This is a genomic window from Candidatus Desulfofervidus auxilii (genome assembly GCA_030262725.1).
Taxonomy (GTDB): Bacteria; Desulfobacterota; Desulfofervidia; order Desulfofervidales; family Desulfofervidaceae; genus JAJSZS01.
Window position 1 is genome coordinate 20,153 of sequence record JAJSZS010000011.1, and the last position, 12,986, is coordinate 33,138.

Genomic DNA, 12,986 nt, shown 5'->3' on the forward strand with positions numbered 1-12,986 from the left:
CCTATTTAATTGTTGTAGTAGCTGGAACAGCATATCTCTTAACTAATCTTTGTTTCGCAAAGTGAGCTTTAAACACAGTAATAAGGATAAACAGTGTTGCGACAAAACCACTCCCGAAAAGGAAAATTCTACTTAAAGTCTCACATAGATGTACATTCTGTGGTGTAAGATTAATAATATGCAAACTATTCATATATTCAGGAATAGCAAAGGCACGTGAAATACAACATAAAAGAATAAGAATAGCTGTGATTAAACGGATATAAAGTTCTTTTACTAAACTTGTGCCAATCGCACCAAAATAAATGCCAACAAGAGAACCAGCATAAAGAAGTAAAGTAAGACGTAAATCTACATATCCACTTAAGGCATAATTAAAAGCTCCCCATGCTCCCATAAACATAGCCAAAAAAAGTTCTGTACCAGCTGCCACTACAGTAGGTACGCCAAAGACATAAATCATAGCTGGTACACCAATGAAGCCACCCACACCAATGGTCCCAGCCATATAACCAACTGCTAAACCTACAACGATAATTACTAAAAGAGAGATTTTAACGCCTGCTACCTTAAAATGAATAAGAGGAGGAATCTGAAGTTTGCTAGCTAACTCTAAGAGAAATTTAGATGGGCCTGTAGCTCCACCACGTAAGGTTTTAAGAGCATCTTTAAGCATAGAACCACCGATTAAACTAAGAGTAAGCACAAAAAATACACTTACATAAAGACTAGAGCCGGCTTTTCCCAATTTTTCAAAGAAATAACCATTTACCCAAACAGCAAGCTTAATCCCTATAAGAGCAGTTATAAGCATAAAAATGGCTAACTTTTTATCTACATGTCCCATTTCTCCGTGTTTTTTAGAACCCATCATAGCTTTACCAAATTTATGAGTAATGTTTGCTCCTACCGCCATTACACCTGGAATACCTAAATTCATCATCCCTGGTGTCATAATAAATGCCCCTCCAGAACCTATAAAGCCAGAAAGTAGTCCTCCCATAAATCCTAACAGAACAACTACTGCTATTGACCAGGGATGACTTTGAAAAATTTGTGTAACTATTTCTGTTTTATTTGCTATTTCAGCAACTGGAGCACTTAAAGCTGCCATAGCTACCTCCTTTTTATTTATTTTTTAATGACCTGCTGTTTTTTCTAATCCTAAAAGCTTAGGAATACATTCAGTAAAACTACCATAGGTATAGGCTACTATTGGAACTGTTAACATTACTGCTAATGCCCCTAAAACACCTCCTTTCATGTATAATACTTTATTAAATTTTTCCAAAAGAGGGAAAAAACCAAAATATATCCCTGCCGCACCAGTTCCAAAAAGCAACATACGACTTAATATCCGACCATTAGAACCTTTTTCTTTTATTAAAGAACGCGCAGGTAACACAGGGCAAGAAAAGTACACACTTAAATCTTCCAAATGTTTAATTCCTTTTTCTGCTAAAGGATCAAGATTTAGTTTTCCTGTTATAATCACATTTACTGGTAGCATCTCTTGCACACTTTCTATAAATGCTGAAGGAGTAAATGGTATCACTTTCCATGAAAATTTAAGCCCTTCACTTGTTAGTTTTTCTTGAAATTTCCTTGCCACCCCTTCTGCTCTAGCAGTAGCCTCTTTAATTTGCTTTTCTTGAACTTGAATCCAATCTGTCATTTCCAGTGAGACAGGCACTAAAAATATACACTTCAACTCACATTTCCTTTTTCGAACAATTTCCATTACACAATTTAATGTAGGAGATCTTTCATCTGCATCTTGTTCTAAAAAAAGTACTCTCTCCATAACCCTCCTCCTTTTTAAGATTCATTTGAATCAGCCTTAAAGGCTTTTTTCCTGCACTTTTTCAAATAATGGTCAACAACCACTATTAAAGGTCCTGACAATTTTTCTCGGACGATCTTTAACCAGACTGAAGAATAAAAGTTTTGTTGAAGTTTACTTAAAACTACAATATCTGGATGAATCTCCTTGATGAATTTAGCTGTTTCTTCTAGAAATTTACCTTTAGCTAAATAAGATTTAATTAAGACACCTTTTTCCCTATAATTATCGATAGCTGGTGCTATTTCCTTTAAGAATTTCTCTTCCTCAGCATCTTGTTTTGAGTTACTAATAACAAACAGAACATCCATTTGGGCTTGTAACCGCATTGCTAGTTCTCCAGCATAAAACAATGGAGTTACCGAAAGATGCTCATTGCTTAATGTGACTAAAATACGTGGTGTCATGCTTTTAGAAAAAAACAAAAAGCATGCCAGAAAAAATAGATAAATTATAGGAGGGTTATGGAGAGCAAAGAAAATTTAATGTTTCAAATTTGAACAAAAATGTTCCAATTTGAAACTATAAGCCGTATTTTTTCATTTTTCGCCAAAGGGTTGTGCGAGAGAGTCCTAGAATTTTGGCTGTTTTATATTTATTATAACCTGTTTGTTCTAAAACTTTTTTAATATAATTTTTTTCTTGTTCTTCTAATGGAGAAGTTTTGGGTGGTTCTTCTGTTTTCACTTCAAAGGCAATTAAATCAGGAGGGAGATCGTGAATATCAATTTCTTCTTTTTCAGATAAAGCAACAGCCCTCTCAATTATGTTTTCTAGCTCTCGCACATTTCCAGGAAATGGATAATTTAACATTTTCTCAAGAGCTTTTTCTGTAACAGAATGAACATTTTTCCCAAAAAGAGCATTATATTTATTCAGAAAATGATTTATTAATAAAGGAATATCTTCCTTTCTTTCTCTTAAAGGTGGTAAAACAATATTAACTACATTTAATCTATAATATAAATCTTCCCTAAACTTACCTTCTTCAACCATCTTTTTTAGATCTCGATTAGTAGCAGCAATAATTCGAATATTTAACAAAATAGGTTTGATACCACCTACTCGAATGATCTTTTTTTCCTGAATTACTCGTAAAAGTTTTACCTGCATAGATAAAGGCATTTCTCCAATTTCATCTAAAAAAACAGTGCCACCATTAGCTGATTCCAATAAGCCTATCTTTGTGTGGGTAGCACCTGTAAAGGCTCCTTTTTCATATCCAAATAATTCACTAGCAATAAGTTCTTCTGTAAAGCTTCCACAATTAAAAGAAACAAAAGGAGCATGTTTACGAGGACTATGATAGTGGATAGCTTTAGCTACTAATTCTTTCCCTGTACCTGTTTCTCCCTGAATAAGAACATTACAATCAATAGGTGCAACTTTAATAATTAATTCATATATTTTTTGCATTTTTAAACTTTTTCCAACCAACTCTGTAAATGTATATCTTGCCAATGTTTCTTTTAATTGTTTATTTTCAAAAACTAATAATACTTTTTCTTTAGCTTTATGAACAAGAGCACGAAATTCATCCAATTTAATAGGTTTTGTTATATAATAAAATGCCCCCATTTTTGTAGCTTCAACTGCCGATTCTATTGAGCCATAAGCAGTAATCATAATTACTTCTGTTTCAGGAGATATAGCTTTAATTCGTTCTAAAACTTGAAGACCATCTAATTTAGGTAACTTAAGATCCAAAATAACTAAATGAAATGGATGGGAGGACATTTTCCCTAAAAATGTTTCTCCATCTAAAAAGGTCTCTACTTCTTCATATCCTTCTTTTTCTAAAACCTTTTTTAACCTTTTACAGACAATTTCCTCATCATCTACAATAGCTATTTTGAATTTGATTTGACTTTCCATTTTATGCCTTTATAGGTAAAAGAATAGTAAAGGTAGTTCCTTCATTAACTTTACTTTCAACAAATATTTTCCCTTTATGTTTTCTTATAATACCATAAGTCACAGCCAACCCCAAACCTGTTCCTTCTTTTTTGGTTGTAAAAAATGGCTCAAAAATGCGAGATAAATATTCTTTAGGAATACCTTTTCCAGTATCTGCTATCTCAATTTTAATAAAATTATTATCTTTTTCTGCCCCAATAAAAAGAGAGCCACCTTTAGGCATCGCTTGAATGGCATTTTCAATAAGATTAACAAATATTTGTCTTAGACTTGTTGGATCTCCTTTAATAAGGGGTAAATCTTCATTTATATCTACTTCTAATTCAATATTATTAAGCTTCATTTGATTTTGAAATAATTTTAATACATCACTAATAATTTTTTGAATACTTACTTGCTTCTTTGCTAAAGGTTTAGCCCTAGAAAAATCTAAAAGATTTTCAACAATGTCTGTACAGCGTTGGGCTTGTTGTAAAATATCAATTAAATACTCTTTTTGTTCTGGACTTAGATCTTTTTCAAACTCCTCCAAAAATAATTGAGCTGTGATGACAATATTATTTATAGGATTGTTCAATTCATGAGCTATTCCAGCAGTTAGAGTACCAATAGATGCCATCTTTTTAGCTTGAATTATCTGTTGATGTTTTAAGTCTAATTCTTGAATCATTTTATTTAAAGCATCTATTAAAGTTCTTATTTCTAGCGGTACTTCTTTTGGTCGTGGGAAAGAAGAAAAATCACCTTTACTAATTCTATCGGCAGATTGTTGGACAAAGTTTAAAGGACGGACAATTTGGTAAATTGTTATGTAAATAAGTAAACAACCCATAGACACACTTACAAATCCAAAATATAATGCAATATGTCGAGATAATGTAAAGGCTCTACTAATGTTGTGTTTTACTTTGTTATCCAAAAAGATGGCAATATCTACTAATTTTTTTCCTATTTCTCTAAGTTTTTCTTCTTTCTTACCATTATTGCAAGGGTTAAGATTGATAAATAATTCTTTATAATTCTCTATAAGATTTTGTAATTTTTGGTATGTAGAAAGGCCAATAAATGTTTGAATTTGGGTTTTATTCTGATTTAAAAGATTCTCTGCTTTTTCAACATATTCGAGAGTATTTTTATAACTGGTTTGTTCCTTATAAAGAAGGAAATTTTTTTCATAACGCCTTATTTCTAATATATCATTTAAAAATTCATCATTTTTTTCTAAAAATGCCACATTGTGTGCTATTTTATTTATGTTCCAACGATCTATTATTATGCCACAGATTATTAATGTAAAAAATACAAAAACTACAAAGAGAATCCTACCTCGAGATGATTTCCACCATTTGAAATTATTTACTACAAACTTTTTCATTTTAGCGCAGCATTTTAAACCCTCATTTTATTTTTAGTCAAGATAGCCCTTTGGGCTTTCTTTTAAACCACAGTTGCTTCTGATTCTTCTCTTACAGGTGGTACTATTTCAAAATGTAAATCTCCTTCTCTTACTACTATGTTTATATGGCTACCATCAGGAACTTCACCAGCAATAATCTTTTTAGCTAAAACAGTTTCAAGTTTACGTTGGATATAACGTTTTAATGGACGTGCACCATATACTGGATCATAACCTTCTTTGGCAATAAATTCTTTTGCTTCTTCACTTAATATAAAAGTAATACCCCTATCTTTTAAGCGTTCTTGGATATAGCCTACTTGTAAATCAACAATCTTTTTAATTTCTTCTAAGGTAAGCGGTTTAAAAAGTACAATTTCATCAATCCTATTTAGAAATTCAGGTCTAAAATGTGCCCTTAATTCACGCATTACAGCAGTTTTTGCTTCAGGTTTTATCTCTCCAGTAGCAGTTATACCTTCAAGCAAATATTGACTGCCAAGGTTTGAGGTCATAATAATCACAGTATTTTTGAAATCCACTGTACGCCCATGAGAATCTGTTAGTCTTCCATCATCTAGTATTTGCAAAAGAATATTAAATACATCTGAATGTGCCTTTTCAATTTCATCAAGTAAAATTACACAATATGGTTTTCTTCTTACTGCTTCAGTTAATTGACCACCTTCTTCATAACCTACATAACCAGGAGGGGCACCAATTAATCGAGAAACTGTATGTTTTTCCATATATTCTGACATGTCCAGACGAACCATATTTTCTTCAGTATCAAATAATGCTTCAGCTAAAGATTTTGCCAATTCTGTTTTTCCCACACCAGTGGGACCAAGGAAGATAAAAGAGCCAATTGGGCGATTAGGCTCTTTTAATCCTGCCCTTGCCCTTAAAACTGCATCTACAACAGCCTGCACTGCTTCATCTTGCCCTACTACTCTTCTATGAAGTATCTCACCTAATCTCAATAACTTTTCTCTCTCTCCTTCCATAAGTTTAGTTACAGGTATACCTGTCCAACGAGAAACTACTTCAGCAATCTCTTCTTCTGTTACTTCCTCACGTAAAAGTCTTCCAGTTCTTTGTACCTCTGCTAATTTTTTCTCTGTTTCCTTTAATTCCCTTTCTAAATTTGCTAATTTCCCATATTTTAACTCTGCTGCTTTATTCAAATCATACTCACGTTCTGCCTTTTCAATTTCCTGTTTTATCTTATCAATCTCTTCTCTAAGCTTCCTTAACCTTGCAATAACTTCTTTTTCAGCTTCCCACTGTGCTTTTAAGGCATCAGCCTTATTTTGTAAATTAGCCAGTTCCTTTTCAATTGCTGCTAATCTCTCTTGAGATGCCTTATCCTTTTCTTTTTTAAGTGCTTGTTGTTCAATCTCAAGTTGCATAATACGGCGCATAACTTCATCCAATTCTGAAGGCATAGAGTCAATTTCTGTCCTAATCATAGCAGCAGCTTCATCTACCAAATCAATGGCTTTATCTGGTAAGAATCTATCAGAGATATAACGATGTGAAAGTACTGCTGCAGCTACAAGAGCACTATCCTTAATACGTACACCATGATGTACTTCAAACTTTTCTTTAAGACCACGTAAAATTGAAATAGTATCTTCAACGCTAGGTTCATCTACTAATACAGGTTGAAATCTTCTTTCTAAAGCAGGATCTTTCTCAATATATTTTCGATATTCATCTATAGTTGTTGCTCCAATGCAGTGTAATTCACCTCTAGCAAGCATGGGTTTTAACATATTACCTGCATCAATTGCTCCTTCAGCCTTGCCTGCTCCAACAATAGTGTGTAACTCATCAATAAAAAGGATAATTCTTCCTTCACTAGCCTGAATTTCCTTTAAAACTGCTTTCAATCTTTCTTCAAATTCACCACGATATTTAGCACCAGCTAAAAGAGAAGCTATATCTAATTGATAAATAGTTTTATCTTTTAATCCTTCTGGAACATCTCCTCTTACAATGCGTTGAGCTAAACCTTCTACAATAGCTGTCTTTCCTACACCAGGTTCTCCAATAAGAACAGGATTATTTTTTGTACGCCGGCAGAGAATACGAATTACCCGTCTAATTTCAGCGTCACGACCAATAACAGGATCAAGCTTGCCTTTTTGTGCCTCTTTAACAAGATCTCGACCATATTTTTCCAATGCTTCATATGTTTCTTCTGGTGTAGGGCTTGTAATGCGTTGAGTCCCTCTTATTTTTGTTAAAACTTCTAAAAATCTCTCTCTTGTAATATTAAAAGTTTGAAAGATACGACCTGCTGGAGTTTGTGTTCCTTCTTCAATAAATGCTAAAATTACATGTTCTACACTAGTATATTCATCCTTTAAGTGTTTTGCTTCCTCCTGTGCTCTAGTAAGCAGTCTATAAAGTCTCTGTGAAAGATAAATTTTACCTAATTCTCCACCTATTCCTCTAATTTTAGGTCGCTGTTCTAAAACTGATTCTACTTGACTTTTAAAACTTTCTAAAGGCACATCCATCTTTTGTAAAATTCTTGGCAATAATCCGCCCTCTTGTTCTAAAAAAGCTAAGAGCAAATGTTCTCCGTCTACTTCTTGATGGCCATAGCGGATGGCAATTTCTTGAGCACTAGCCAATGCTTCTTGAGTTTTTTGTGTAAACCGAGAAATATCCATCATTTCACCTCCAATTTAGCTTTATTTTTTAAATAAGCATCTATTGACTTAAAATCAATAGGCGCTATACTGCGTGGTTAAATGGAATGGTATATTCCTTCATTTGATGAGGCAGATGTTGAGTATTTGGTTAAAAAATTAAAAATTCCTCATCTTTTGGCAAAAGTTCTAATTAATCGTGGATTAACTGAACCTGAAATAGTTTATCGTTTCCTTTATCCTCGCTTAAGTTATTTGCATGATCCTTGGAAATTTAAAGATATGAAAAAAGCTGTATATCGAATTTATAAAGCTATAATTAATCAAGAAAAGGTGTTAATTTATGGTGACTATGATACTGATGGTATTACAAGTACTAGTATTCTTTATCTTTTTTTATTTCCTCTTATTTCAAAACTATTTTATTATTTACCGCATAGATTAAAAGAAGGCTATGGACTTAATATCCAAGCTATAAAAAGATTTGCTGAAATGGGCATTAGTCTTTTAATTACAACTGATTGTGGGATAAGCAATAAAGAAGAAATAGTTTTTGCCAATCAGCTTGGTCTTGATGTCATTATTATAGACCATCATGAAGTTCCAAAAATATTGCCACCTGCTTATGCTATTATTAATCCAAAACAACCTGATTGTTCCTTTCCATTTAAAGAGCTGGCAGGGGTAGGTGTTACCTTTAATCTTCTTATTGCTTTACGTCAATTCTTATATAGACAAGGTATATGGAATGAATCAGAGATACCTAATTTAAAAGTATATCTTGATTTAGTTGCCTTAGGGACAATTGCAGATATGGTGCCACTTATAGATGAAAATCGTATTTTTGTTAAATGTGGCCTTGAAGTATTAAGTACAACTCAAAGACCTGGATTAAAGGCATTAAAAGCCATAAGTGGTTTGAATGATAGAATAACAGTAAAAGAAGTTGCTTTTAGACTTGTACCACGTTTAAATGCAGCTGGTCGTTTAGATACACCTGAAATAGCTTTAAAACTTCTTTTAACTAATGAAGAAGAGGAAGCTTATCATTTAGCAAAAATTTTGAATGAAATCAATTCTAAGCGTCAACGTTTAGAAGAAAGTATTTGGCGTGAAGCGCAGAAAATGGTTAAAAATGGGCAAAGTGTACTTGTTAGTAATCATTGGCATCCTGGGGTTATTGGAATTGTTGCAGGACGTTTAGCAGAGATAAGTAAAAGACCAATACTTCTTATTACTTTTGAGGGAGAAATTGGTAGGGGATCTGGAAGAAGTATTGAAGGTTTTGATTTATTTGCTGCTCTTTCTCAGTGTGCTAATTACCTTAAAAGTTATGGTGGTCATAAATTAGCTGGTGGTTTTAAAATTGAAATGAAAAATATATCTAGTTTTATTAATATTTTTGAAGAAATGATTAAAAAAGCATTAAAAGAAATAAAACCTAAATTATATTTAGATGCTGAGGCACGTTTAGAAGAAATAACACCTTCTTTTATGAAATATCTTTCCCTTTTTCCTCCATATGGATATGGCAATCCAGAACCTTTATTTCTTTCACCTCCTTTAACAGTAAAACAGGCTATTCTTACTCAAGAAAAACATTTAAAATTGCTTCTTTGTTATCAAAATTTTATTTTTGAGGCTATTGGAATAAACTTATCTTCTTTTTATCCCCCACCTAATCCAGTACAAGTTGCTTTTACACCTTATTTTGAATATTGGCATGGAGAAAGTACTCTTAAATTTAAAATTCAGGCCATAAGAGGGAAATAATTATCTCATCATATAATTTAATATATCTAAGTAATCTGATAGCAATCTTGTAATAAGAAATTTTTTTCTAACCATTTCTTTACCTTTTTTACCCATTTCTTTTGCTAAATTGGGAGATCTTAAAATTTCTATTATTCTATCTGCAAATCCTTCTATATCATTAGGATTGACTAAAAAACCATTCTCTCCATCTTTTATTTGAAGAGGAATTCCTCCTATATTTGAAGCTACCACTGGCTTGCCTTTCCATAGAGCTTCTGTAACAGTGAGAGCAAAGCCTTCTCTTAAAGATTTTTGAATTATAACAGCTGAAACTCGTTGTAATGCATTTACAAGAATACAACTATCACTAGTTATAAGAGCTATATCTCCTTTTTTTATTAATTTACTTGCTTTTCTTTTTATACGCTCATAGACTTGATGTCCTTCAGGATCATCTGTAGCTGTACTTCCACATAATACCAATCGACAATTTATTTTTTCTCTAACAAGTTTAAATACCTCTATTACTCCTTCAGGATCCTTCCACTTATCAAATCTTGAAACTTGGGTTATGAGTGGTCTATCATTTGGAACTTTGAATTTTTTTAAATATTTTAAAATAGTTCCATTAGGAATTTCTTTATTTGTAGGACAAAGTGGATCAATAGCAGGATAAACAACTCTTTGTTCTACTGGCAAATCTGCTTGTCTATATTCTTCATTTGAAACAATAACCATATCATATCTTAATATAAATTTTTTAAGAAAATCCCATAATGCTTTATTTGGTTTTGATAAATCTACATGACATCTCCAAATCCATGGCTGTCTCTTTTTATAGCATTTAATAAGAGGCAAAGGTTGAGGATCATGAATAATAACACAATCATGCTCTATATGACAAAAAGAAGAAAAATTTTCATTAGCTTGAATATATATATGTTTTTTCATATCAGTTAGATTAATAGGATCACCTTGAAGCGCATTATGAAACTTTTTTGTTGTATCAAAAAAATCAGGTGTTCCATGAAGTATTCTCCAATCTGCTACTAATCCTATATCATTCATTAATGGTACTAAAGAATTAAGTATTCTTGCTACACCACCACCAATGTAAGTAGAATTGATATGCACAATACGTTTTCCATAAAGTTTTCTTGCTTTTTTATATATGCTAGATATAACTTCGTCACCTATAATTTCTCTATAGTCTTCTAGTGTGCGCATTCTTCTAATTCTCTTAATAACTTTCGTATATCCTCTTGAGAATCTACATTAAATTTAGCTTGAGAAGCACTTAATCCAACTTTAATAGAGTATGCAGATTTAGGAAGAACAGCAAAAACATCTTCATCGGTTCGGTCATCACCTATAGCTAATATAAAATCCCATTTTTCTTTTTGAATCCATCTTAATGCTGCCCTTCCTTTATTTATGCCTGCGTCTTTGATTTCAATTACTTTACTTCCTTCTAAAACCTCAAGCTTAAGATTAGCTGTAAGGTGTAAAAGAGCATCTTTTAATTCTCTTGCTCTTATTTCTGCTAATTCAGGATCTGATTTTCTATAATGCCAAACAAGAGAGAACTCTTTTTCTTCTATAAAAGAGCCAGGGGTTCTGTCTACATAAAGTTCAAGAATTGGTTTTATTTGTTCTTTCCAATCATTTTTTAAAGGCTCTATCATTTCCCATTTTTTATCTTTTATCCATACACCATGTTCAGCAATCAATCCAAGATTTAAACTTCCAAACCATTTTTCTAATGTATTTTTATCTCGACCACTAATTATAACAACTTCATTTTTTGACTCCTGAACAAGATTTTTTAAAATTACTATAAGCTCTGAATCTGGCTTTGCATTTTCTGGTTTTTCTACTAAGGGAACAAGCGTTCCATCGTAATCAAGCAATATAAGACGTTTGTTGCTTTTTAAATAATCATTAATTAGTCTTTTCCTTATTTTAGAAGTTAATTTTCTTATACATAGTTCTTGCTGCATCTTTTTAATGTAACAAAGTCTATCTATAAAATCATTTGCCCATTTTACTACATTATAGCGTTTTAATCGTTTTTGCATTATTTTATTTCTTTCCTTTTGTTCTTCTTCTGTCATAGTTAAGGCTTCTTTTAATGCATTAAGCATCTCTTCTTTATTATTTGGATTAATAATAATTGCTTCTCCCAACTCCTTTGCAGCTCCAGCCATTTCACTCAAAATCAAAACACCAGTTTGATCAGATTTTGTAGCTACAAATTCCTTTGCAATTAAATTCATTCCATCTCTCAAAGGGGTAACAAAAGCTACATCTGCAATGTTATAAAGGGCAACTAGATTAGAAAATGGCAAAGAGCGATATAAATACCAAACAGGCATCCATTCAATAGTGCCATATTTTCCATTGATTCTTCCTACAAGCTCATCTACTTGTTTTTTTAATAAAGTGTAATGTTCTACTTTTGTGCGTGAGGGTACAGCTACTAAAATAAAAGTTACTTTTCCCCTATATTCTGGGTATTTTTCTAAAAGTAAATCAAATGCCTCTAATCTTTGAGGTATTCCTTTTGTATAGTCCATACGATCAACAGATAAAATTATTCTACGTTCACCTAACTTTTTACGAAGTTTATTTATCTCTTTTTGTACTTCGCCTTTTTTAACAGCTCTATGAAAACGTTCGTAATCTATACCCATAGGGAACACATCTATCTTTACTATTCGGCCATTTACACTAATATGTCCAAAACTATGCTCATGTCCAACAATTCGTCTAACACTATCAAGAAAATGTCTGACATAATCATAAGTATGAAATCCAATAAGATCAGCACCTAATAATCCATCTAATATTTCTTTACGCCAAGGCAAAAGCCGAAAAATTTCAAAGGCAGGAAATGGAATATGAAGAAAAAAACTTATAGTTGCTTCAGGTATCCTTTCTCTTATAAGTTTTGGAAGTAACATTAAATGATAATCGTGAATCCAAATAATATCATCTGGTTTAGCAAAATTAATGATTGTATTACAAAAAGTTTGATTTACTCGTTTATAAGATTCCCATAAATTTTTGATAAATACTGCATATAAAGGAAAATAATGAAATAAAGGCCAAATAGTTTTATTGCAAAATCCATAATAATAATTCTCAATATTTCTTTGTGAGAGAAAAATAGGAAGACAAGCTTCATTAATTAATTTATCTTTAATATTTTTTTCTTCTTCTCCCTTTAATCTTTCTAAGGCAATACCAGGCCATCCTATCCAGAGAGCATTATAAGACTTATAGAATGACCCTAGACCTGTAGCTAAACCACCTGCACTTGACTGAAAGCTTAATTTCCCCTCTCTTTTTATTACAGTGAGAGGTAATCTATTGGAAACTATTAATAATCTTGCCACAACCCACCCTTTTA

Annotated in this window: 9 protein-coding genes; 1 reads left to right on the forward strand and 8 read right to left on the reverse strand. The window is 32.2% G+C overall.

The annotated features are described in order from the left end of the window. Nucleotide 1: 1 nt before the first annotated feature. The 6 genes from LWW95_07165 to clpB form a co-directional block, all read right to left on the reverse strand. Nucleotides 2–1,114: a sulfite exporter TauE/SafE family protein gene (locus LWW95_07165; GenBank protein MDL1956807.1), complete on the reverse strand. Its 1,113-nt coding sequence runs from the start codon at nt 1,112–1,114 to the stop codon at nt 2–4. 24 nt (nt 1,115–1,138) lie between these two features. Further along, entirely contained in the window at nt 1,139–1,804 is a 666-nt protein-coding gene (locus tag LWW95_07170) for a hypothetical protein (protein ID MDL1956808.1), read from the reverse strand. 14 nt (nt 1,805–1,818) lie between these two features. After that, on the reverse strand, nt 1,819–2,250 hold the full coding sequence (locus LWW95_07175; GenBank protein MDL1956809.1) for a hypothetical protein: 432 nt from the start codon (nt 2,248–2,250) through the stop codon (nt 1,819–1,821). Between the two features lie 115 nt (nt 2,251–2,365). Beyond that, nucleotides 2,366–3,718, reverse strand: coding sequence for a sigma-54 dependent transcriptional regulator (locus tag LWW95_07180; protein MDL1956810.1), 1,353 nt, complete (start codon nt 3,716–3,718; stop codon nt 2,366–2,368). Nucleotide 3,719: 1 nt separating this feature from the next. After that, nucleotides 3,720–5,135 carry an ATP-binding protein gene (locus LWW95_07185; GenBank protein MDL1956811.1) on the reverse strand — a complete coding sequence of 472 codons (1,416 nt, stop codon included), beginning with the start codon at nt 5,133–5,135 and terminating at the stop codon, nt 3,720–3,722. 62 nt (nt 5,136–5,197) lie between these two features. After that, nucleotides 5,198–7,840: an ATP-dependent chaperone ClpB gene (gene clpB / locus LWW95_07190; GenBank protein ID MDL1956812.1), complete on the reverse strand. Its 2,643-nt coding sequence runs from the start codon at nt 7,838–7,840 to the stop codon at nt 5,198–5,200. A gap of 81 nt (nt 7,841–7,921) precedes the next feature. Here clpB and recJ point away from each other — a divergent pair, with 81 nt between their 5' ends. After that, nucleotides 7,922–9,592, forward strand: a complete 1,671-nt coding sequence (gene recJ, locus LWW95_07195) for a single-stranded-DNA-specific exonuclease RecJ (GenBank protein ID MDL1956813.1) — start codon at nt 7,922–7,924, stop codon at nt 9,590–9,592. On the opposite strand, the gene LWW95_07200 is transcribed toward recJ, so the two are convergent. Continuing rightward, nucleotides 9,593–10,801 carry a glycosyltransferase gene (locus LWW95_07200; GenBank protein ID MDL1956814.1) on the reverse strand — a complete coding sequence of 403 codons (1,209 nt, stop codon included), beginning with the start codon at nt 10,799–10,801 and terminating at the stop codon, nt 9,593–9,595. It lies immediately after the preceding gene. Then, nucleotides 10,789–12,972: a bifunctional alpha,alpha-trehalose-phosphate synthase (UDP-forming)/trehalose-phosphatase gene (locus tag LWW95_07205; protein ID MDL1956815.1), complete on the reverse strand. Its 2,184-nt coding sequence runs from the start codon at nt 12,970–12,972 to the stop codon at nt 10,789–10,791. Before LWW95_07205 ends, LWW95_07200 begins: the two co-directional genes overlap by 13 nt. Nucleotides 12,973–12,986 lie beyond the last annotated feature (14 nt).